Raw genomic sequence first — 20,374 nt, 5'->3', positions numbered from 1 at the left:
GAGTAAGCAAGGAGCATGAATAACGATGGACACCACGACCTCAATATTGCCTGAGGGCATTGCGCTGACGCTTCGCCAGCCAGTCCAGCCCACAAAACATCCGGTCATCATTCTATGTCATGGCTTTTGTGGTATCAGAGAGATTTTACTGCCTGATTTTGCCGACGCCTTTACCCGCGCGGGTTTTGCTACCATTACCTTCGATTATCGTGGTTTTGGTGACAGCGAGGGTGAGCGCGAACGACTGGTGCCCGCGCAGCAAATTGCCGATATTCTGTCGGTTGTGAACTGGGCAAAACAGCAACCCGCGCTGGATCAAACAAGAATAGGCCTATGGGGAACCTCGTTTGGTGGATGCCATGTTTTTGGCGCAGCGGCTGATAATGCCGACATCAAATGTATCGTCAGCCAGCTTGCTTTTGCTGATGGCGAAGCCATTGTGACAGGGCAAATGGATGCGGCAGAAAAAGCGGCTTTCTCGGCAACGCTGGAGAAGATGGCAGAGAAACGCACCAGCAGCGGCAAAGAGATGTTTGTCGCGATTACTCGCGTGTTAAACGATGTGGAATCTAAAACGTTCTTTGAAGAAAATCGACAGCACTATCCAAAAATGGATATTAAGATTCCTTTTCTAACCGTCCGGGAAACACTGCTATATAAACCCGCACTCAATGCGGCAAAGGTTCAGTGTCCGACGCTGGTCGTTATTGCCGGTAAAGATTCGGTCAATCCGCCAGAACAGGGACGGGCCTTATTCGAGGCGATAGCCGCAACGGACAAAAAACTTTATGAAGTGACTGACGCACGCCATTACGATATTTACACGGGTGACTTTTTTAGGCAGGTTGTGCAGGTCCAGACCGAATGGTTTGCTGAACATCTGTAACCAGAACCTGATATCGACTCAGGCGAGTTGATCCCGGCTCGCCTTATTTTTCCGTTAACCCTTCCAGTTGCACCCAGCGCCGTCCCGCCACTACCGTGATGGCGATAATGGTGATGCCAGCAGCCAGATGCATCGAAAAATCGATCAGGTGCAGATGGGTATCATGGCAGAGTGACAGCAGCATCGAAGAGCTGAACGCGCTGCCGCAACCCGCCAGCGCGAGGCTTTTTGCGGGATGCAAAGAGCGTGTACGCTGTAAGGCAATCACCGATAACAGCATCATCGGCAGGCTGGCAGAGAGCATAAACAGATAGCAGTGTATTCCTTCACCCAGGCGACCTGCGCTCGCTGGCGGCACTGAAGAAGAGAGATTGAACAGATTCAGCGTCAGCCACAGGCCCGCCAGCAGCCATAACCGATACAGGCTGACCGGTTTTCTACCCGCAATACTCAGAGTAAAGGCCGCCGCAACGCTGCTGCCAGCAATGACAAACGCGAGTAGCAGAGCACTCAGGGCGACCGCCGCGCCAGGCTGTGACCAGTCGGTCAGCCGGGTATGAAACGCCCAACTGCTGAGCGCGCCGCAGGGCAGGGCCGCGGCAATCCAGCCGGCAACGCGCCAGGGCGTTGGCCAGACGCGCTGCACCGGCTTGACGGATTCGGTCAACCGATCAATCAAAGGGTCATGATTTCTCATGATTGTTTCCATATTTTCGTAGGTTAAGCATTGCGCGATGCAGCAGCGATTTCACCGCTGACACCGACTGATTTGTTTCCGCCGCCGCCTGCGCCAGACTCTGTTCACGCAAATGAACCGATTCGACAATTTCACGCTGACGCAGCGGCAGATTGCCTAAGTAACCAGTGAGTTCATCTGCTTCAGGGGCGCTCTCGGCACTTTCAGCTGGCTGATGATTCAGCGCATCCTCATCCTGTACTTCCTGCCGACGTCCCCGCTGACGCAGGGCATCTATCGCTCTGGCAGAGGTAATCGCGGCGACCCAGGGCAGGATGGGACGCCGCGGATCGTAGGTGTGCCGTACACGATGAATCGCCAGCAAAGTCTCCTGGATCACATCCTCGACCAGCGCAGCATCACTGATTTTTTTGCACGCTAAAGCCCGGATGGCCGGAACCATCGCTTTCAGCAACTGGTTATAGGCGTATTTATCGCCTTCCTGCGCGCGGGCCATCAGCTGTGGCCATAACTGCGCGCGGTTGTCAGTCTCTGGCATTCATTATCAGCGGGTTAACCGCCTGGCACGCTGCCAGCGTGTTGATTCATTATGGGATTCACGTTTTCTTGCCGTTCTCCGTTGCCTGATCCAGCGCTGAAATTACGATCCGCGGCGTCAGAACCTGCGGTAATACCACCGGTTTGCCGCCATTGGCCGGATAGACGACATAGAGCGGCAGTCCGCCGCGGCCAAAATCGCTAAGTGCCTGTTCCACATCCGGATTGTATTTGGTTGAGTCCGCCACCATGTAAATGGTGCTGGTGCGCGCCATCGCCGCTTTGACCGCCTGAGTTGACAGTGAGGTGCGATCGTTAACCTGACAGGTAATACACCATGAGGCGGTAAAGTTCACCAGAATCGGCTTACCCTGGCCTTTAATCGCATCAACATTCTGTGGTGACCAGGCGACCGCGGCGGCGGCCTGTGAAGCCTCTTCGCTTTGTGGTGCTGCGGCAAAACTGTTCAGATTCAGTAACGGCGGAACCACTAATGCCACGAAAAAGGCGGTGGCGAGGTGAAGCGCCCAGTGACGCTGACCCATCATACGGCGTTTCTGCGCCATGCCATACAGCCAGGCCGCGAAACTGAGTAACAGGCAGCAGATGAGAATAGCGGCCAGCGCCGCTGAACCCGCCTGACGCTCCAGCACCCAGATCAACCAGCCCACCGCACCGAGCATCGGGAAGGCCAGACCCTGTTTAAGGGTGATCATCCAGGCACCGGGTGCCGGTAAAATGCGCGCCAGCAGCGGGAAAAAGGAGATCAGAGTAAAGGGCGCAGCAAAACCCAGCGCCAGAGAGATAAAAATCACCAGGCTGACAATGGGCGGCTGAGTCAGCGCATAGCCAACGGCGCTGGCCATAAAGGGCGCGCTGCACGGTGTGGCGACAATAATGGCCAGCGCACCGGTCAGCGCCGATCCCAGCAGGCCGCCACGGTCACTGCCTACGCCGCCAACCCGTTGCACTGACAGTCCCACCTCAAACAGCCCGAGCAGATTCAGTGCAGAACCGAGCATCACCAGAATCAGCAGTGCGATCACCACCGGTGACTGCAACTGGAATCCCCAACCCACTGAAGCCCCTCCGGCACGCGCCAGTAGCAGCACCGCGCTCAGTGCGACCATCGTCACCACGACACCGAGCAGGAAGGCCAGCCCTTCACTGCGCGCATGGGCGGGCTGGTCGTGATGGCGAATCAGGCTCAGCGCTTTCAGTGAGATCACCGGAAAAACGCAGGGCATTAAGTTGAGAATAATACCGCCCAGAAAGGCGGCTGCAATGGCTGTCAGCATGATGAACCTACTCGGAAAGTGAGATTAAGCCGGATTGGCCTGACGATATTTTTTAACCGCATCCATCGCTTTCTGGATATGGGCATCAGGATTTTTGTCGGTATAGCTGAGCAGAATTTTGCCGTCCGGCGCAATAACGTAAGAGGTACGGTCAGAGAGTTTCTGGCCTTTCATCTCCATGGTGCTGTTATATTCTGCCGCCACTTTTGCGCCAGGATCGGCCGCCACGGTGAATTTATCCCGGCATTCCAGCTGCGAGAATTTTGCAATCTGATCGGTGTTGCCCGCGGTCACGCCAATGACGGTCGCGCCCTGTTTTTTAAATTCATCAGTTGCTTCGGCAAAGTCGTGGGCTTCCAGCGTACAGCCGGCGCTAAACGCGGCGGGGAAGAAGTAGAGCACCACGGGTCCTTTCTGCAACGCCTGTTGCAATGAGAAGGTGGTCGCTTTACCAGCCAGCGCGGCTTCCAGCTTAAAGTCAGGCGCTTTTTCACCGACCTGCAGGGCAGCCAGGGCGGAACTGACCGGGACGCTGAGCGCCATCAGGGTGGCAATAGCCAGGGTTTTCAGGGTGGTTTTCATCGGCATAGCTCTCTCTCCGTTAACAGGCAGGCGGTGTCGCCTGATGACCTTATTAACAGGTTCGCTGGCCAGCTGAAAAAGTTGCGGGTGAGTTTCATTATTTTTTTATTTTTAACCGGCCGGAAATCAAACCGCCTGAACAGGCTGAGTGGATATTAACCATCCTGAATGTTCCGGCTGCCAGCCGATTAGAAGCTGAATCGTGTAATGCTTTACTGTTTTCTTCACGCAAATGGCTGCAATAACTGTTAGCGCGTTCATCTTTGTGTGACTGAGCACGCATTAATGCGTCATTCTGATGAGCTTTTTTCAGCAGGTGAGACAGGTCACGTTTCTGTTAACGCGCAGCCCGTAGATTTCCCTTAAATCATGAAAAAACGATTCAGCAAAAGGGATAAATAATGAAGATAAAACTGGCGTTAACGGTACTGGCTCTGCTGGTTTCGGGTTCTGCAACCGCAAAAACCTGGGTGCTGACGAGTGCTGAACAGGGCATGGATAAAGGCAACTGGCAAATTTCCAGTAGTGAGCTGAAACTGTCAGGTAAGCCGTTCAGCATTGAACAGCAGGTGTTGCACGGCGGTAAGCAGGAAGGCAGTAAAATTCTGGTAATCAAAAGTCAGGATGGCCTGACTATTACGCTGAGCCCGACCCGTGGCATGAATTTATTGCGTGTTGAAGGGTTTGGCAGCCGTATGGGCTGGGATTCGCCAGTTAAAGAGGTGGTCAACCCGGCATTTATTAATCTGGAGAGCCGCAACGGACTGGGCTGGCTGGAAGGTTTCAATGAGATGATGGTGCGCTGCGGCTATGAATGGACCGGCCATCCGGTGACCGCCGACGGTAAAATTTATACGCTGCATGGTAAAGCCGGTAATACCCCGGTTTCTCAGCTGGAAGTGGAAGTGGCTGACGCGGCACCGCATGAGATTCGCATCCGCGGTTTAATCAAAGAGAGCACCTTTAAAAAAGCGGATCTGCAGACCCTGACTGAACTGCGCTACGTACCAGGCAGCAATAGTTTCAGCCTGCACGATGTGTTAACTAACCATGCAGATTATCCGCACGATTATCAGATCATTTATCACAGCAACTTTGGTACGCCGATTCTGGAAGAGGGTGCGCGTTTTATTGCTCCCATGTCAGGCATCAGCCCGTTCAACGATTATGCCAAAGCTGGTCTGAAAACCTGGCAAACCTATCAGGGGCCAACCAAAGGTTTTGATGAGATGGTGTTTAATGTCAAACCACTTGCTGATGATCAGCATCAGTCAGTCGCGGCGGTGGTGAATAAAGCCGGTAACCTTGGTGCCTCGATCCAGTTCGATACCCGTCAGTTGCCGGTGCTGTCGCTGTGGAAAAATACCGATACCCTGAAACAGGGCTATGTAACAGGAATCGAACCCGGCACCAGTTATGCTTATCCGGTCACCATTGAACGTGAGCAAAAGCGCGTTAAGCAACTGCAGCCCGGTGCCAGCACGGCTTTTGATCTGACTTATACCTTGCTGCACAGCAGTGAGCAGGTGAATGCGGTTGAGCAGCGGATCAAGACTATCCAGGGCGAGACAAAAATCGATGAAAACGCAACGCCAATAGCCAAAGAGTAACGGTACGATAAATAATCCCGTTAACGTCAGTGGCGGTTGCGGGATTTTTTTCTGCTGATATTCTGCGGTATTGATCAGCCAGTGTGGGCTGCCGCGCGGAGCAGATAATGAGAGGTTTATTATCAGATTTCGGGGACGCAATGATCTCTAAAGAGAATGCTGAGCACTATCAATGGGGAGATGCCTGTGACGGATGGTATCTGCTGAAGCGCCAGGATATGTTAATCATTCACGAAAGAATGCCGCCTGATAGCCAGGAGAAACGCCATTTTCACTCGATTTCACGCCAGTTTTTCTTCGTGCTCGACGGCGTGCTGACCATGGAACTCAATGGCGAGAAGCATCAGATTGCTGCGAGGCAGGGAATTGAAATTCCACCTGAAGCTAAGCATCAGGCGCGAAACGAATCCGATAGCGCAGTAGAATTTATCGTCATTTCCCATCCAACGACGCGCGGTGACCGCTCTGACTTAGCCGGACAGTAGTGGGACGGGCAGCAGGGACTGGGCGCGTGAGTCTGGCAACCTGCTGGCAATGCGTTTGACTGGGCTTATTTAACATAAGATAGATTATGCGCACCTAATGTGTTAGACCAATTTAGTAATGTCACTTTTTAGCCATTTAGAAATGTCCCTTTTTTTGGCATAAAGACACTAAGCTTTTGCGACTAACCTGACGCTCCAGGACCGATTAATCAAAGAGATGCGACTCGAGGACATCAGCTGTATCGAGAAAGCCAATGTCTGGCTGGACAGCTCCATCCTGGACTGCAACCGCCGCTTTGCTAAGGCCCCCAGGCAGAGCATCGCCTGGAAAAGATACCAGATACTGCGGATAATAGATGGAGCAGTATACTAACAGTTAATAACTGATAGTAATCCTGATGGAGATATGACCATGCCAACCAGCGTAGCGCTCAGTCCTTACTTCGAAGCGTTCATCCGTGAACAGATAGAAAGCGGACGATATAACAACACCAGTGAGGTGATCCGTGCGGGACTCAGGGCACTGGAAGAACGGGAGCAGCAGATGAAACTTGAATCACTGCAAAAAGCGGTCAGTGCAGGTATAAACAGCGGCGAAAGCAAAAGTGCAGAAGAGGTGTTTGGTCGCCTGTCACAGAAATACCGACGTCAGGCTGAAGGCGGTAAGGCTTAATGAAACTGGGTATTTCACCTCTGGCAGAACAGGATATGGAAGCCATCGGCGACTATATCGCGGAGGATAACCCGGTGCGTGCGATGAGTTTCACGGCAGAGCTGTACGCTGATAGCTGAATCACCGGTCATCTACAGAGAAAGGCCGGAGCTGGGGCAGAACGTCAGAAGCTGTGCTTACGGGCGCTACCTCATCGTGTTCAGGGTGCTTGATACCGAAGTCCGCATAGAGAGACTGCTACATGGTTCGCGGGATATCAGCGGACTGTTCGCCGCCGCAGCGCCGCCAGACAACCCGCAGCGTTAGCTGGTTCTCTGTGAGCCGGATTGTGCCGCGATCCGCTTTCATCGCGTTCCGTACCGCGCAGAAATGAATGGACGTGCAGCGGCTACGCAGCCTGCATTATGCACACCAGGCGTGTTAGCCTAAAAGTGATAAACCCCGTTTTCTCCTGCTTTATCGACTTAGCTTTATCGACTTAACCTGAGCAGTCTGTCCCGAGCGACAAAATACACTGATATCAATCAGGACCTGTTCCGGCTTGCGCTGTATAATCCATTGCATATCGAAATGTGAGGACATTATGACAAAGCGCTTTTGGCAGGTATTGATTCCGGTTTTACTGATACTCCTTCCGCTCAGCTCCCAGGCATCACGCCAGATAACCGATCAGATTGGCCGTCAGGTCACGATTCCCGATCGTGTTGATCGTGTTGTGGTGCTTCAGCATCAGACGCTGAACCTGCTGGTGCAGATGAATGCCACCGACAAAATTGTCGGCGTAATGGCGGACTGGAAACAGCAACTGGGCGATGGCTATGCCCGGCTGGCTCCGACGCTGAATCAGAAAGCGGCGCTGGGCGATCTGACGCATGTCGATCCCGAAAAACTGGTGGCGCTGCATCCGCAGGTGGTGTTCGTGACCAACTACGCCCCACAGGAGATGATCGACAGCATTAGCGCGCTGGGGATTCCGGTGGTGGCTATCTCGCTGCGACATGATCAGCCGGGTGAAAAGGCCAAAATGAATCCGACTCTCAGCGACGAGGAAATGGCTTACGACAAAGGTCTGCGTGAAGGGATTACGCTTATCGGCGAGATCGTCAATAAACCCGCCGAGGCGAAAGCGCTGATTGAAGCCACCGATCAGGGTCGTAAAATCGTCAGCGATCGCCTGAAGGATATTCCGGCTGAGAAACGTATTCGTGCCTATATGGCAAACCCGCAACTGACCACCTACGGTTCCGGTAAATATACCGGCCTGATGATGGCGCACGCTGGCGCGGTTAACGTGGCGGCGGCGACCGTGCAGGGATTTAAATCGGTGTCGATGGAACAGGTTATTGCCTGGAATCCGCAGGTGATTTTTGTGCAGGATCGTTATCCCTCCGTGATCGATGAAATCAACCATTCGCCACAGTGGCAGACCATCGATGCGGTTAAAAATCATCGGGTCTATCTGATGCCGGATTATGCCAAGGCCTGGGGTTACCCGATGCCGGAAGCAATGGGCATTGGCGAACTGTGGATGGCGAAAAAACTCTATCCGGAGAAGTTCCAGGATATCGACATGCGCAAGCGGGCTAACGACTGGTATCAGCGCTTTTACCGTACCTCATGGCAGGGAAGCGACTAATGCGCGTACTGGCGGCGGGCAGTCTGAAAAGCGTCTGGCCTGCGCTGATGGCGCACTTTCCACAACCCGTTGATACCCTGTTCGGTCCGGCCGGACTGTTACGTGAGCGCATTGAAGCCGGTGAACCCTGCGATCTGTTTGCATCGGCCAATAGGGCTCATCCCACGTCGTTGCTGGATCAGGGGCGCGCGCTGTCGATCGTCCCGTTTGCCAGCAATACGCTCTGTCTGACCGTTCGCAGCGATCTGCTGCACCCGGGAGACGACTGGCTCACCCTGCTCACCCGCAGAAATCTCCGGATAGCTACCTCTACGCCGGGCGCCGATCCTTCAGGTGACTACACGCAGCGGCTGTTCACCCTGATGGGTGACGCCGGGGAAGTGGTTCGCCAGCGGGCGATGGCCCTGGTTGGTGGCCGTGATACTCCACCTGTTCCACACGGCAGGCTGGCGGCAGAATGGCTCATTCGGGAGGGTAAGGCGGATCTGTTTATTGGCTATGCCAGCTATCGGAGCGCTCTGCGCCAGATTGCCGGGCTGACGGTGCTGGAGATTCCGGCGGTTTTTAACCCGCCAGCAGAATATGTTTGTGCGGTCATCACGCCTCAGGCAGAGGCGCTGACGGCGTTTTTAGCTTCGCCACTGGCGAAATCGGTGCTGCGGCAGGCCGGTTTTGGTGGTTAACCTCAATCCCGATAAGGCTGCGTCCTGCCGTTGCGGTAACATCCCGTCAGCGCAACGGCTGACAGAATATCAATCCTAAAGCGTGGTGAGATCGACTTTCAGGGTGTGGCTGATATGCTCAGCCTGTTCCCGGACGTTATCGCCCTCCCCGGTCAGCAGATAAGCAATCGCGAAGGCAAAATCAAAAACGGCACCCAGATCCTGCCCGCTGACCAGGTTGCCATCTTTTACTACTGGCGCATCGACATAGCGACCATCGGTGACATCCTGGTATGACGTTCCGGAGCTGACAAAGTGGCGACCTTTAAGCAGACCCTGTGGCGCCAGTACGCGTGCTGCCGCAGAACAGATCGGGCAAATCAGACGACCTTCCTGATCGTGACGGCGAATAAACGCGATCACCGCCTCATTTGCCGCGAGGTTTTTACTGCCATCCGGCCCGCCAGGAATAATCACCGCATCAAACAGCCTCTCCCGATTGTTTTCCAGCAGATCATCCGCCAGCACCTTCAGGTTGTGATAGCTGGTGACCTCTCTGGTGGACTGGCAGGCCAGCGTTACAACGTGAACGCCCAGCCGTGAAAGAATGTCCAGAGTGACGATGGCTTCGGCTTCTTCAAAGCCAGGCGCAAGCAAAAGAGCAACGTTCTTATCCATGAAATTAATCCTTTTTGCTGTAGATGAAATGTGATTCGGTGGAGAGGAGAATGAGAACCATCAAACCTAATCTGGCCGGGCAGCGGTTTTACTGATCCTTATCAAAACAGAGCACGTCGGCCTGAGATTTACATCAGGTGAAGATGGCCAGGTGCCCTGCTCTTGGCTAAAACTCTTCCGGCTCGCCGGGCAGCGGCTCAGTCAGTTCCTGCCCTTTTACACCGGCATAGGTAATTACCAGTTCAGCCGGCTGGTCGAGGGTAAAGCCCCGATGCGCACTGTTAACCGTTTCATTCAACGCCTGTCCGGCATGGAAAGTTTGTTGTTCGCCGCTCTGTTTATCTTCAACAATCAGGGTGCCGGAAAGAACAAACGCCGCATTGGGCATCGGGTGTGTATGCCAGGGTAATGAGGTATTGGCCGGCAGAGAGAGACGCATTACGGTAAGCTCCGGCTGTCCGGCCGGATAGCATTCAATCCTTTCGCCGTTCCAGGCCTGGCTGCTGCGCATCACTTCGACGGCGGTGACCTCTGAAGCGCTGCGGGTATCCTGTTTTGACATGGTTAATCCCGGTATTTAATCAGTGAAATCCAGGCGTCTGACGCCTGCTTTGCGCTCTAAGCATAGAATAAAAATGGTGATCTGCTTATCCATTCTGATAAGGCGGGTCGCCGACTTTCTGCCTTGATCGGAAGGGGCTTTATTGCCGCCATTGAGGGTGGTCATTCGGCGCGTAATAAATAACCCGCCTGAGTTGTTTAATTTATGAGCAGCAGGATGTTTTATGGTTATAAGTTATATCCCTCAGTCAGTACGCAACCTGGCGATTCTGTATTATCTTTGAAGCCATCTACTACCTGAGGGATTTCTGATAATGAAAGGTCTGTTTACGGCGTTACTTGCCAGTTCTGTTTTATTATTATCCGCCTGCTCAAAAGATGACGACAACAAAGTTAAAGTAGCGATTAATACCGGGCCGGATGAAGCCATCTGGCAGGTGGTAAAACAGGTCGCAAAAGATAAATATCAGCTGGATGTGGAAGTGCTTAACTTCAACGATTACGTCTTACCCAATGAGGCGCTGAATAATAAAGAGGTGGATGCGAACGCCTTCCAGAGTCTGCCTTATCTTGAAGATCAATCTAAAGAGCGCGGTTACAAATTTGCCGTGGTCGGTAAGACCTTTGTCTTCCCGATTGCCGCTTACTCGCACAAAATCAAAAACATCAACGAGCTGCAGGATGGTGCCACTATCACTATCTCTAATGAAGCAACGACTTTGGGACGTAGCCTGTTATTGCTGCAGGCCCAGGGCCTGATTAAACTTAAAGAGGGTGTGGGTTATTTACCGACCTCACTCGATATTGTTGAGAATCCAAAACATCTGAAGCTGGTTGAAGTCGATACGCCACAACTGACCCGGACGCTGGATGATCCTAACGTTACCCTGTCGATCATTAATACCAACTTCTCGGCTCAGGCTGGATTATCAGCACACCGCGATGGATTATTTATGGAGAGTGCCGCCTCACCTTATGTCAACGCGCTGGTTTCGCGCGAAGATAATAAAGACAGCGATAAAATTCAGAAGCTGAAGTCAGCGCTGCAGTCACCTGAAGTCGCTGCGAAAGCGGAGGAAGTTTATAAAGGCGATGCCATAAAAGGCTGGTAATCAGCATCCATTAAAATCGAAAAGGCCGCAGTGATGCGGCCTTTTTCTATTTTGTGTCAGGAACAAACGCACTGTGTTTATGACACGCTTTCGGCGGTAAAACCCATCAGGCTGCGGCACCTTTTGGCTGGGCAGAGACGTGGCCTGCCCACAGGCTGGCAACCCACTTCACGCCTTTAGCCGTGAAACGTGCCTGGGAAAAGGCATGCTGATTTTCGCCCACGCCGGAATGCAGCGTGAAATAACCGGCCTGCAGATGGTAATGCTGCGGCGTCAGTGTTCCTTTGGCGCGATACATGATATTGCGTTCCAGCAGGAACTGGCGAAATTCAGGTTCTTTCACTTTCAGCATCTTGCACAACTGGCGAAAACCCAGCGAATCCTCGACTTCGACGAAGTTATCGAAGAAGGCCGCCTTGGGGGCGGAAAGCGCCAGCTGCTGTTCAGCGGCCTGACGCTGCTCGAACTGCTCAGCCCAGGCACGAGCGGCTTCTGCCGGATTGGTAAAGTCAGGCAGATGCGTGGTTTTTTCGCGATCCTGCCAGCGGTCCAGCACTTCAGCGGTAAAACCCGGCGACAGGCGTGCCACGGCCAGCAATGAGTCACGTTTGTTCAGCCGGTACTCCTGACGCACTTCCCCTTCCCGCTCATAGTCATTAACAACGATCGGCTGCGACAGGCGCTGGGCGGTCTCCAGGCTTTTAATTAACCGCTTAACTTCTCCATGCGTGATGCCGGTCATCTGCGCCAGTTCACGGCTGCTCATTGTGACCGATTGTTCCAGTGATTTGAGGCTTTCAGTCGAAATCATCATGGGTTGACCCCTCACTAACTCTACCAATACCCAACGGGCAGTAGAATTATTATACAAACAACTGTTCAAATATCCAGTATTTTATTTAACCGATTGGTTAAAAGGAATCGATGACTTAAACGGGCAATTGAGTGGCATGCCGTAACGGCCTGAAGACACCGCGAGCTGAAGGATTATCGATCGCACTCACCGCAAGGCTACCGGCCAGCAAAAAAGGGCAGCGACAGGCTCGCTAACGGAAAAGAACCTGCAATTTCACCCTTAAGCGCTGTTAAATAAAGCAAGATCGTTAAAGACGGACGGGGTCTGTTTACATTACAGTATCATCGTAGCGCTCGAATCCGCTTTCGACGCTGCCCAGCGCCCCGGCTATGGGGCAGCAGGACAACCTGATTTGTCCGCCGCTGGGTATCTGACCGTGCCAACCCGCGGGCCATCAGAGGCTCGCCGACAGGGTGGAAAGCGTGGCTTTCCGGGCTAAAACTATTAATCCGGTGGCGCAGGATGTTGACCTGGCCCATTTCCCCGGATGTCATCTTAACTGGAGTAAGTCATGCAGCCGTTGAAAGTCGCCTTTATCAAAGCTAACTGGCATAGCGAAATCGTTTCCCAGGCCCTGTCCGGATTTGAGCAGGAACTGGAGAGTCGCGGGACGCCGTATGAGATCAAAACATGGGATGTTCCCGGCGCTTTTGAAATGCCGCTGCTGGCGCAACGTCTTGCGCAGACCGGAAAATTCGATGCCGTAGTCTGTGCCGCACTGGTGGTCGATGGCGGTATCTATCGCCACGACTTCGTTGCGCAGGCGGTAGTCAGCGGTCTGATGCAGGCTCAGCTGGCCACCAATGTGCCGATTTTCTCCGTGTCGCTGACGCCGCACAACTTCCAGCCAGCGCCGGAATTTATCGATTTCTACACTGAGCACTTCGTGAAGAAAGGCAAAGAAGCGGCGCGCGCGGTCAGCCAGATCCATGCCATCGAACTCTGATTGACGGGTCAATGCTGCGGCTCAGCCTGATTGCAAGCGCGGGGAGATAAAGATGGAAAATGCACGTCCGCCTTTGCCGCCGTTTAGCGTGGCGCAACAGGCTATTGAAAAAGTGCGTCTGGCAGAAGATGCCTGGAACAGTCGTGATGCTGAACGGGTCTCACTGGCTTATACCGCCGACAGCCAATGGCGTAATCGCGATCTTTTCATTACCGGCCGCAGGGAAATTGTCGCTTTTCTGCAGCAGAAGTGGCTACGCGAGCAGCAATACCGGTTGATTAAGGAGCTGTGGAGTTTTGATGGCAACCGGATTGCCGTCCGTTTTGCCTATGAATGGCACGATGCCCATCACCAGTGGTTTCGCTCCTATGGCAATGAGAACTGGGCGTTTGACGACAACGGTTTGATGATGCAGCGCTACGCCAGCATTAACGATCTGGCGATCCCTGAGGAGCAACGACTGTTTCACTGGCCTCAGGGTCGCCGTCCTGATGATCATCCTTCGCTCAGCGAGCTCGGCCTGTAAACAGCCTGTATGCAGATTCACCCAGCGGAAAGCCAGGCTTTCCGCTGCGCTCCCGATTCGCTGTTAACCCTGCTCGTCCGGATGTTCTACAAAGCTCGCCTTATTACGCGTGACGGTATAGGCCACTTTTTTGACGTCCTCAGGTGACGTTGTCACCTCTATCGGAGCAATAGTGACGCGCCCGAGCCCGAACAGAGTCGGAACATAACCGCCCACCTGATGCTTTCCTGCCGGAACATGCAGCAATTTGCTCTGACCATCAGGCAACTCACCCGCATCTTTGCCATCAACGGTTAAAAAGACATTAGAGCCATCATCTGCGCGGGTCTTGATGTGTGAGACATCAATCTGCGTAGGGCCAGCAGCAAAATCGGTGGCAGCATCAGTAGCGCCATGTCTGGCACAACCGGTCAACACAACGGCAGCCGTCGCAACGGCAAGTGTAAAACGATAACGCATTTGGCAGTCTTTCTCCTGGTCATTTGAACCGACTATTTTAGCGTTTTAGCCGGGGGATGAAAGGGAAAGAGAGCTCAGCATGCTCTTAAAAACGGGGGTTTTCGCTGTTTACATAAGCTGTTGTAGTCTGAGAAAACTTTACTGAGTAAATACACAGGCTTTTCCCGCGGGGATACCTGATCATTTAACCACCTGAACAGCCTAAGAATAACCCGCTTTTCAGGGCGAATAAGCGCAGCGTCAGGCGCGTAGCAGGCTGTTTTGTCTCAGTTCAACCCCTATCAATTTGCCTTTATGAGGTTCATAGTAGTTGTTCATCCCCGGTCAAGTCCGGCGGCCTTTCCCTCAGCAGAGGGCACGATATGCATTCTCATACTACTGAAACCATCTGTGCGATTACGGGTACCCATCCGGCGAACCTGAAACGCTGGATGAAACAGGGCTTATTATCTCCGCAGCACCCGCTGAAGCACTGGAGTGACGCACAGTTAAACGAAGTGCGCAGTCTGGTCGCGTTAACCGCAACCGGCGCCACGCTGCAGGAAATTAAACAGGGTCAGGATAGCGCATCCGCGATCATGACTTCGGGCTGGGCTGCGCGTAAAGGCGATATGTTGTGGCAGCTTGAATTTGGTACACCGCTGTCGCTATCGCGTCAGATGCATCAGATGTCCAGCGACTACAGCGGTGATGATTTTATCTATAACCTGTTACGTCCACTCAGCGACTGGCTGCGCGCCGACCGTCGACAGGGTGCCGGACGCCGGCTGGATCGTTTTCAGCAAACGGTGCAGCATCAGGCGGATAAAGTCATGCGCGCTTCCTCGCGCAGTGAAGAGTCCATTCCGCTGTTTCTGGAAGCGGTGAGCGTACGCGACGAAACCGAAATCTGGATTGAAGCGATCCGGCTTTCCGCGATGGGCTTCGACGTCGATATTGCCTCGCATGTTACCGGCCAGCCGGCGATGAAAACCGATCTGCATCAGCATCACATCATGTGGTGTGGCGCGGGCATCAGCCAGACGATGCAGGACTATTTTGAACAGCAGCGCCAGGCGGGCAATCCGGTGATGCTGAGCGGCCCGGACCGTAACCTGCACTATATGATGCAGGCGAAAACCTCTTCTGCTGCCTGACTGCAGGCAGCCTTCTCCTTTCTTTCCTCCTTTTCTCTTCCCGTCTCTGGCAGATATTTTTTTCGGTTAAGAATCTCTTAAGCTGGCTGCGTATACTGACGCAACCACACAGACTCATTGACGAGACGATTATGAAAAAAACGTTGCTTGCCCTTAGCTTCTCCCTGTTGCCTTTCACTTTTACTGCGGCTCATGCCGACAGCTCTCTCACCGGTTGTGCCGCGAAGAAGCAGGAGATTGAAACTCAGCTCTCTTATGCTCGCCAGCACAGCAATACGCACCAGATTGCCGGTCTCGAAAAAGCGCTGAGTGAAGTGAATGCGAACTGTTCTGACAGCGGACTGTTGCAACAACGGCAGGAAAAAGTGGCAGAGAAAAAGGCTAAAGTTCAGGAGCGCGAACAGGAACTGGCAAAAGCGCAGGCGGAAGGCCGTAGCGCCAGTAAAATCGAAAAGCGTCAGCAGAAACTGGCAGAAGCACGTCAGGAACTTCAGGAAGCTGAACAGGCACTGCAGCAGTAATTTTATCGGGCCAGCTGCACGGCTGGCTCGCGATATCTCCCCCTTTCATTTCTCCGTTATTTTCCCCACAGCGACCGGTAAGCGCTAATTACCTGATAATGCTTCGCTATCCTGACCTGACCCATTACTTAATGTAATCCTTTAATTACTTATTCTCATGCACTTAATTGGTGCAGCAAAGTCAATATCGACTGGATCAATTATTTAACTTTTTGAAGGCCTTCAAAGATCTGAAAAATGGTGATATTTGCTGATTTATGCAGTCACTATGCGCTCACCGCGCATGATTATTCGCCTATGGCACTGCTGTTTTTCGGATAATTATTCACTGATTTTGCCCCAAAATGGCGCAACTGCCTCCCTGTACGAGGGTGGCTCCACATCTTATTTGTTTCAGGAGTGTTAGATTATGTCGGCGCGCTACAACGCGCTCTACTTTCCCGGCTCCACACAATAAATAACTTCATTAAGAAAGGTTTTTTATGGATAAGTTATCTTATGCGTCTGAAAGCAGTACATCTGCCTGGTCCACCTACTTACAACAAATCGACCGGGTTGCGCCCTATTTAGGCGATCTTTCACGTTGGATAGATACTTTGCGTCATCCAAAACGTGCATTAATTGTTGATATCCCTCTGCAAATGGACGATGGCTCAATCCGCCATTTCGAAGGCTATCGCGTTCAGCACAACCTTTCACGCGGTCCGGGCAAAGGCGGCATTCGCTATCATCCGGATGTTGATCTCAACGAAGTGATGGCGCTCTCCGCCTGGATGACCATCAAGTGTGCTGCAGTTAACCTGCCCTACGGTGGTGCCAAGGGCGGCATCCGCGTTGATCCTTTCAAACTGTCCGACGGTGAACTTGAGCGACTGACTCGCCGTTATACCAGTGAGATCGGCATCATCATCGGGCCACAAAAAGATATTCCTGCGCCAGACGTCGGCACCAACAGCAAAGTCATGGCGTGGATGATGGATACCTACTCCATGAACCACGGCACAACGATTACCGGCGTTGTCACCGGCAAGCCGATTCACCTCGGCGGCTCACTGGGTCGTGAAAAAGCCACCGGCCGCGGGGTGTTTATCACCGGACGCGAAGTGGCACGCCGTGCCGGTATTGAGATTGAAGGCGCACGCGTTGCGGTTCAGGGTTTTGGTAACGTGGGTAGCGAAGCGGCCCGCCTGTTTGATGAGGCTGGCGCACGGGTTGTGCTGATTCAGGATCACACCGCCACGCTGCTCAACACCGATGGCATCGACATGGCCGCCCTGACGGAATGGCAGATTGCTCACAAGCAGATTGCTGGCTTCCCCGGCGCGCAGGCGATTGAGAAAGAGGCGTTCTGGACCACAGAGATGGACATTCTGATCCCGGCGGCGCTGGAAGGTCAGATTACCCGTGAACGAGCGGAAGTCCTGAGCTGCAAAATCGTGCTGGAAGGCGCCAACGGTCCCACCTATCCCGACGCTGACGACATGCTCGCGACGCGCGGCATCATCGTGGTACCGGATGTGGTCTGTAACGCCGGCGGCGTCACGGTCAGCTACTTCGAGTGGGTACAGGACATGGCGAGTTTCTTCTGGAGCGAAGATGAAATTAACCGTCGCTCTGACAAGATCATGACGGAAGCGATGGTCCACGTCTGGGAGAAAGCCAAAGAGAAAGATTGTTCACTGCGCACCGCGGCTTATATTGTGGCCTGTGAGCGTATTCTGATGGCGCGTAAAGATCGCGGTATCTATCCGGGCTAATCTGTCGGGCGCTGCTCTCAGGCAGCGCCCGGTTCACGCCTGCTTCATTAACACCTGAAACTGGGGATTAAACTCATCAAAGATCGGTAAGGCGGCCGCGCCCAGCGCAGCGGTATCACTGCCGGTCATGCCGGTTTTCAGGCGCATCGCATTCAGATAGCGTCCGCGCACCGACTGATAAAGCGGCGGCAAACGCTGCACCATCTGCTCCAGTAACGGCGCAGGCATCATCCCGCCAATAATCACTGCCTCAGCATCAAAAACCGACTCCAGAATATTGATCGCCTGCCGCAGCGGAACCAGCACGCTGTCAATCCACGCGGCAAAACGTGCGGGTTCGATCTGCAACAGATCCTCTGGTAGCGCGCGCATCGGGTCCAGCCCGCAAAATTCGTAGGCGGCCTGCAGCGAGACGTAACGCTCAAGGCAGCCCTGATTGCCGCAGTAGCAGTCGCGCCCACCCGGTTCGACTACGATGTGCCCTATTTCCCCGGCGTTGTGAGCGTGCCCGGTATAGATATGACCGTCGGTGAAGATTCCCGCGCCCAGACCGGTGCCGATGTAGAGATAGATAAAGGAGCTGAGCTGGCGTGCCACACCGTGAAAGCGCTCGCCGATGGCGGCGACCGTGGCATCGTTCTCCAGCGTAACCGGCAACCCGCTGAGGGTTCTGAGTTCGGCTTCAATATCAACCTGCTCCCAGCCGTTCAGCGTTGTCGGACCTACCGAAGAAATGCCTTCAACGCCAAATGGCCCCGGCATCACCACGCCAATACCCAGCACCTTTTGCCACTGCGCGCCGAGAAAGGTGCGCATCTCATCCAGCACGCCAGCAATGCGCGCCAGGGTGGCAGCGGGCTGGGGCTTTTGCACCATGATGAGGCGGCGCAGGTGCACTTCACCGCTAAGATCGACCAGCACCAGCAGCAGCGTCTGATGATCGAGATGAATGCCAATCGACCAGGCGCTGGTGGGATTCAGCGTCACCGGAATCGAGGGCTGACCGCGCCCGCTGCGGCGCGGCTGGCGGCTGGTCAGCAGTTCTGCCTGCTCCAGTTCCGCCACGATATTGGAGACCGTCTGCGGCGTCAGCGCTGTCATGCGCGCCAGTTCAGCGCGTGTCAGCTCGCCATGCAGACGAATGGCTTCAATGACCACGCGTCGATTGTGCGCCCGCGCATGTTCAAGGTTAGTGCCCGAGGTTTTCATGTTGTTTTCCATTTCAGCGGGACCGACAGTATTAGTCCCTGAAGCGGTGCGGGCAAATAATATCTTTGATCCTGCACACAAATTCATGCCAACAGGATAGGCAGTTATGGTGTAAAAGCGCAGTCTGAGTTTCAGCGTTGTTACGGCATTGTTTCATCTGGTCCATCGTTTGTGGCACGCCGTTTGCTTATTCCTTTTCAGGTCAGTGCATTTACTGCGCCAGATTACGCCCCCGATTAAATCAATCAAATTGATTTAATTAATCGACATCCTGTTGCTGCAAAGTGGAGAAGATCATGTCACAGCGTTTTAATCCTCAACTCAAAGCGGGCGTTGCCGCCCTGCTGATGCTCAGCGCCGGCAGTGCCGTTGCGGCCAGCCAGATCAATGCCCTGTTTATGACGCAGGCGGCCTACAGCGAAAATGATATTCGCGCCATGACGCAAAATTTCCAAAAGCAGCATCCGGACGTCAGCGTCAATCTGGAATTCGTGCCGTATGAAGCGCTGCACGACAAAATTGTTGCGGCGCGTGGTGCCGGCGGCAACGGCTATGACGTGGTGCTGTTCGATGCCATCTGGCCCGCTGAATTTACCCGTTTCGATCTGCTGCAGGATGTGAGTGCCCGAATTACTCCGGAAGAAAAGGATAAGGTCTTTCCTGGCGCGATGAACACGGTGATCTATAAAGGCAAAACCCTGGGGATGCCGTGGATTTTGGATACCAAATATCTCTACTACAACAAGGCGATGCTGAGCAAAGCGGGCATCACCACCCCGCCACAAACCTGGCAGCAGGTGCTGGATGACGCAAAAATCATTAAGCAGAAAAAGATCGTCAACTATCCGCTGGTCTGGAGCTGGTCGCAGGCTGAAGCGCTGGTGTGTGATTACACCACGCTGGTATCGGGCTTTGGCGGGCAGTTCTATCAAAACGGCAAGCTCAACTTCTCCAGCCCGGCGTCGCTTAAAGCGCTAAACCTGATGAAAAGTTCGCTCGATGACGGGCTGAGTAATCCGGCCTCACGCGAGTATCTGGAAGAAGATGTCCGTAAATCCTTCTCCAACGGCGATGCAGCGTTCGCGCTGAACTGGACCTACATGTACAACATGGCGAACGATCCGAAGCAGAGTAAGGTGGCGGGCGACGTCGGCATCATGCCTGCGCCAGGTGATGCACCGGGCCAGGCGGGCGGCGTCAACGGATCAATGGGGCTGGGTATCGCTAAAGGCAGCACCCATCCGGAGCAGGCGTGGCAGTACATTCAGTACATGACTTCACAGCCGGTACAGAATCAATATGCCCGACTCAGCCTGCCGATCTGGAAATCCTCTTATCAGGACCCGGCGGTGCAAAAAGATCAGGAGAGTCTGATCGCGGCGGCTGATAAGTCACTCAACGTGATGCTGTCACGTCCGGAAACCGCTGACTACTCCCGTCTGTCGAACCAGCTTCAGCAGCAGTTGCAGCAGGTGTTACTGGGTAAAACCACGGCCCAGGATGCAATGGCGGCGGTGGATAAAAGCGCTGCGCGCCTGCGTTAAGGA

22 protein-coding genes and 1 pseudogene are annotated in these 20,374 nt (G+C 53.7%); 14 read left to right on the top strand and 9 right to left on the bottom strand.

Annotation, left to right across the window (positions count from 1 at the left end; genetic code table 11):
- The first annotated feature begins 25 nt into the window (after window positions 1-25).
- Entirely contained in the window at window positions 26-886 is an 861-nt protein-coding gene (gene uilS, locus WFK59_RS14910) for a UilS family quorum-quenching N-acyl-homoserine lactonase (RefSeq protein ID WP_336756189.1), read from the top strand.
- A gap of 43 nt (window positions 887-929) precedes the next feature.
- On the opposite strand, the gene WFK59_RS14905 is transcribed toward uilS, so the two are convergent.
- From WFK59_RS14905 to WFK59_RS14890, 4 genes are read right to left on the bottom strand one after another with little or no spacing between them, the layout of a single operon-like run.
- Window positions 930-1,583: a DUF1109 domain-containing protein gene (locus WFK59_RS14905; RefSeq protein WP_336756187.1), complete on the bottom strand. Its 654-nt coding sequence runs from the start codon at window positions 1,581-1,583 to the stop codon at window positions 930-932.
- A complete protein-coding gene (locus WFK59_RS14900) occupies window positions 1,570-2,121 on the bottom strand; it encodes a sigma-70 family RNA polymerase sigma factor (protein ID WP_233988733.1) in 552 nt (183 codons plus the stop codon). The genes WFK59_RS14905 and WFK59_RS14900 overlap by 14 nt, the downstream gene beginning before the upstream one ends.
- 58 nt (window positions 2,122-2,179) lie before the next feature.
- The gene (locus WFK59_RS14895; RefSeq protein WP_336756185.1) at window positions 2,180-3,418 is read right to left on the bottom strand and encodes a protein-disulfide reductase DsbD family protein; all 1,239 of its coding nucleotides are present in this window, start codon (window positions 3,416-3,418) and stop codon (window positions 2,180-2,182) included.
- Window positions 3,419-3,442: 24 nt separating this feature from the next.
- A complete protein-coding gene (locus tag WFK59_RS14890; RefSeq protein ID WP_233988735.1) occupies window positions 3,443-4,006 on the bottom strand; it encodes a peroxiredoxin in 564 nt (187 codons plus the stop codon).
- Window positions 4,007-4,401: 395 nt separating this feature from the next.
- Here WFK59_RS14890 and WFK59_RS14885 point away from each other — a divergent pair, with 395 nt between their 5' ends.
- The 6 genes and pseudogenes from WFK59_RS14885 to WFK59_RS14860 all read left to right on the top strand — a co-directional run bounded on the left by WFK59_RS14885 (window position 4,402) and on the right by WFK59_RS14860 (window position 9,087).
- On the top strand, window positions 4,402-5,610 hold the full coding sequence (locus tag WFK59_RS14885) for an aldose 1-epimerase family protein (protein WP_233988736.1): 1,209 nt from the start codon (window positions 4,402-4,404) through the stop codon (window positions 5,608-5,610).
- Between the two features lie 140 nt (window positions 5,611-5,750).
- Entirely contained in the window at window positions 5,751-6,095 is a 345-nt protein-coding gene (locus tag WFK59_RS14880; protein WP_336756349.1) for a cupin domain-containing protein, read from the top strand.
- A gap of 412 nt (window positions 6,096-6,507) precedes the next feature.
- A complete protein-coding gene (locus WFK59_RS14875; RefSeq protein WP_233988737.1) occupies window positions 6,508-6,768 on the top strand; it encodes a type II toxin-antitoxin system ParD family antitoxin in 261 nt (86 codons plus the stop codon).
- A pseudogene (locus WFK59_RS14870) lies at window positions 6,768-7,074 on the top strand (type II toxin-antitoxin system RelE/ParE family toxin). Before WFK59_RS14875 ends, WFK59_RS14870 begins: the two are co-directional and overlap by 1 nt.
- A 277-nt stretch (window positions 7,075-7,351) precedes the next feature.
- The gene (locus WFK59_RS14865; protein WP_336756184.1) at window positions 7,352-8,404 is read left to right on the top strand and encodes an ABC transporter substrate-binding protein; all 1,053 of its coding nucleotides are present in this window, start codon (window positions 7,352-7,354) and stop codon (window positions 8,402-8,404) included.
- Window positions 8,404-9,087 (top strand): molybdate ABC transporter substrate-binding protein, encoded by a 684-nt coding sequence (locus WFK59_RS14860; protein ID WP_336756182.1) that lies wholly within the window; start codon window positions 8,404-8,406, stop codon window positions 9,085-9,087. The genes WFK59_RS14865 and WFK59_RS14860 overlap by 1 nt, the downstream gene beginning before the upstream one ends.
- 75 nt (window positions 9,088-9,162) lie before the next feature.
- On the opposite strand, the gene WFK59_RS14855 is transcribed toward WFK59_RS14860, so the two are convergent.
- Both WFK59_RS14855 and WFK59_RS14850 read right to left on the bottom strand, forming a co-directional pair.
- Window positions 9,163-9,744 (bottom strand): DJ-1/PfpI family protein, encoded by a 582-nt coding sequence (locus tag WFK59_RS14855; RefSeq protein WP_336756181.1) that lies wholly within the window; start codon window positions 9,742-9,744, stop codon window positions 9,163-9,165.
- Window positions 9,745-9,910: 166 nt separating this feature from the next.
- On the bottom strand, window positions 9,911-10,306 hold the full coding sequence (locus WFK59_RS14850) for a cupin domain-containing protein (protein ID WP_233988741.1): 396 nt from the start codon (window positions 10,304-10,306) through the stop codon (window positions 9,911-9,913).
- Between the two features lie 313 nt (window positions 10,307-10,619).
- Here WFK59_RS14850 and WFK59_RS14845 point away from each other — a divergent pair, with 313 nt between their 5' ends.
- Complete coding sequence (locus tag WFK59_RS14845) at window positions 10,620-11,417, top strand: MetQ/NlpA family ABC transporter substrate-binding protein (protein WP_233988742.1); 798 nt, start codon at window positions 10,620-10,622, stop codon at window positions 11,415-11,417.
- Between the two features lie 106 nt (window positions 11,418-11,523).
- Here the strand turns inward: WFK59_RS14845 and WFK59_RS14840 are convergent, their stop codons facing one another.
- Complete coding sequence (locus tag WFK59_RS14840; RefSeq protein WP_336756179.1) at window positions 11,524-12,231, bottom strand: phage antirepressor KilAC domain-containing protein; 708 nt, start codon at window positions 12,229-12,231, stop codon at window positions 11,524-11,526.
- Window positions 12,232-12,784: 553 nt separating this feature from the next.
- Here WFK59_RS14840 and WFK59_RS14835 point away from each other — a divergent pair.
- Both WFK59_RS14835 and WFK59_RS14830 read left to right on the top strand, forming a co-directional pair.
- A complete protein-coding gene (locus WFK59_RS14835; RefSeq protein WP_233988744.1) occupies window positions 12,785-13,219 on the top strand; it encodes a 6,7-dimethyl-8-ribityllumazine synthase in 435 nt (144 codons plus the stop codon).
- A 52-nt stretch (window positions 13,220-13,271) separates the two neighbouring features.
- A complete protein-coding gene (locus WFK59_RS14830) occupies window positions 13,272-13,745 on the top strand; it encodes a nuclear transport factor 2 family protein (RefSeq protein ID WP_336756177.1) in 474 nt (157 codons plus the stop codon).
- A 63-nt stretch (window positions 13,746-13,808) separates the two neighbouring features.
- On the opposite strand, the gene WFK59_RS14825 is transcribed toward WFK59_RS14830, so the two are convergent.
- Entirely contained in the window at window positions 13,809-14,204 is a 396-nt protein-coding gene (locus WFK59_RS14825; RefSeq protein ID WP_233988746.1) for a hypothetical protein, read from the bottom strand.
- Between the two features lie 362 nt (window positions 14,205-14,566).
- Between WFK59_RS14825 and WFK59_RS14820 the strand changes: the two genes are divergently transcribed.
- The 3 genes from WFK59_RS14820 to WFK59_RS14810 all read left to right on the top strand — a co-directional run bounded on the left by WFK59_RS14820 (window position 14,567) and on the right by WFK59_RS14810 (window position 17,618).
- Window positions 14,567-15,340, top strand: a complete 774-nt coding sequence (locus WFK59_RS14820) for a MerR family transcriptional regulator (protein ID WP_233988747.1) — start codon at window positions 14,567-14,569, stop codon at window positions 15,338-15,340.
- 131 nt (window positions 15,341-15,471) lie between these two features.
- On the top strand, window positions 15,472-15,861 hold the full coding sequence (locus WFK59_RS14815; protein WP_233988748.1) for a DUF1090 domain-containing protein: 390 nt from the start codon (window positions 15,472-15,474) through the stop codon (window positions 15,859-15,861).
- 482 nt (window positions 15,862-16,343) lie between these two features.
- Entirely contained in the window at window positions 16,344-17,618 is a 1,275-nt protein-coding gene (locus WFK59_RS14810; protein WP_233988749.1) for a Glu/Leu/Phe/Val family dehydrogenase, read from the top strand.
- A 33-nt stretch (window positions 17,619-17,651) separates the two neighbouring features.
- On the opposite strand, the gene WFK59_RS14805 is transcribed toward WFK59_RS14810, so the two are convergent.
- Window positions 17,652-18,827: an ROK family transcriptional regulator gene (locus WFK59_RS14805; RefSeq protein WP_336756174.1), complete on the bottom strand. Its 1,176-nt coding sequence runs from the start codon at window positions 18,825-18,827 to the stop codon at window positions 17,652-17,654.
- Between the two features lie 296 nt (window positions 18,828-19,123).
- On the opposite strand from WFK59_RS14805, the gene WFK59_RS14800 reads away from it, so the two are divergent.
- On the top strand, window positions 19,124-20,371 hold the full coding sequence (locus tag WFK59_RS14800) for an extracellular solute-binding protein (protein WP_233988751.1): 1,248 nt from the start codon (window positions 19,124-19,126) through the stop codon (window positions 20,369-20,371).
- Window positions 20,372-20,374: the final 3 nt, after the last annotated feature.

Source organism: Pantoea sp. USHLN298, from assembly GCF_037149395.1.
In the GTDB taxonomy this organism is placed as follows: domain Bacteria; phylum Pseudomonadota; class Gammaproteobacteria; order Enterobacterales; family Enterobacteriaceae; genus Pantoea; species Pantoea astica.
The sequence above is the reverse complement of the archived record's forward strand: the minus strand, read 5'-3'. Positions and strand labels throughout refer to the sequence as shown.

Excerpts from the sequence above, each read along its gene's own strand:
- WFK59_RS14800 (WP_233988751.1), top strand. The coding sequence starts at position 19,124 with ATGTCACAGCGTTTTAATCCTCAACTCAAAGCGGGCGTTGCCGCCCTG.
- WFK59_RS14865 (WP_336756184.1), top strand. The coding sequence starts at position 7,352 with ATGACAAAGCGCTTTTGGCAGGTATTGATTCCGGTTTTACTGATACTC.
- WFK59_RS14855 (WP_336756181.1), bottom strand. The coding sequence starts at position 9,744 with ATGGATAAGAACGTTGCTCTTTTGCTTGCGCCTGGCTTTGAAGAAGCC.
- WFK59_RS14815 (WP_233988748.1), top strand. The coding sequence starts at position 15,472 with ATGAAAAAAACGTTGCTTGCCCTTAGCTTCTCCCTGTTGCCTTTCACT.
- WFK59_RS14820 (WP_233988747.1), top strand. The coding sequence starts at position 14,567 with ATGCATTCTCATACTACTGAAACCATCTGTGCGATTACGGGTACCCAT.
- WFK59_RS14840 (WP_336756179.1), bottom strand. The coding sequence starts at position 12,231 with ATGATGATTTCGACTGAAAGCCTCAAATCACTGGAACAATCGGTCACA.
- WFK59_RS14825 (WP_233988746.1), bottom strand. The coding sequence starts at position 14,204 with ATGCGTTATCGTTTTACACTTGCCGTTGCGACGGCTGCCGTTGTGTTG.
- WFK59_RS14900 (WP_233988733.1), bottom strand. The coding sequence starts at position 2,121 with ATGCCAGAGACTGACAACCGCGCGCAGTTATGGCCACAGCTGATGGCC.
- WFK59_RS14890 (WP_233988735.1), bottom strand. The coding sequence starts at position 4,006 with ATGCCGATGAAAACCACCCTGAAAACCCTGGCTATTGCCACCCTGATG.
- WFK59_RS14845 (WP_233988742.1), top strand. The coding sequence starts at position 10,620 with ATGAAAGGTCTGTTTACGGCGTTACTTGCCAGTTCTGTTTTATTATTA.
- WFK59_RS14835 (WP_233988744.1), top strand. The coding sequence starts at position 12,785 with ATGCAGCCGTTGAAAGTCGCCTTTATCAAAGCTAACTGGCATAGCGAA.
- WFK59_RS14805 (WP_336756174.1), bottom strand. The coding sequence starts at position 18,827 with ATGAAAACCTCGGGCACTAACCTTGAACATGCGCGGGCGCACAATCGA.
- WFK59_RS14905 (WP_336756187.1), bottom strand. The coding sequence starts at position 1,583 with ATGAGAAATCATGACCCTTTGATTGATCGGTTGACCGAATCCGTCAAG.
- uilS (WP_336756189.1), top strand. The coding sequence starts at position 26 with ATGGACACCACGACCTCAATATTGCCTGAGGGCATTGCGCTGACGCTT.
- WFK59_RS14895 (WP_336756185.1), bottom strand. The coding sequence starts at position 3,418 with ATGCTGACAGCCATTGCAGCCGCCTTTCTGGGCGGTATTATTCTCAAC.
- WFK59_RS14885 (WP_233988736.1), top strand. The coding sequence starts at position 4,402 with ATGAAGATAAAACTGGCGTTAACGGTACTGGCTCTGCTGGTTTCGGGT.
- WFK59_RS14880 (WP_336756349.1), top strand. The coding sequence starts at position 5,751 with ATGATCTCTAAAGAGAATGCTGAGCACTATCAATGGGGAGATGCCTGT.
- WFK59_RS14830 (WP_336756177.1), top strand. The coding sequence starts at position 13,272 with ATGGAAAATGCACGTCCGCCTTTGCCGCCGTTTAGCGTGGCGCAACAG.
- WFK59_RS14875 (WP_233988737.1), top strand. The coding sequence starts at position 6,508 with ATGCCAACCAGCGTAGCGCTCAGTCCTTACTTCGAAGCGTTCATCCGT.
- WFK59_RS14850 (WP_233988741.1), bottom strand. The coding sequence starts at position 10,306 with ATGTCAAAACAGGATACCCGCAGCGCTTCAGAGGTCACCGCCGTCGAA.
- WFK59_RS14810 (WP_233988749.1), top strand. The coding sequence starts at position 16,344 with ATGGATAAGTTATCTTATGCGTCTGAAAGCAGTACATCTGCCTGGTCC.
- WFK59_RS14860 (WP_336756182.1), top strand. The coding sequence starts at position 8,404 with ATGCGCGTACTGGCGGCGGGCAGTCTGAAAAGCGTCTGGCCTGCGCTG.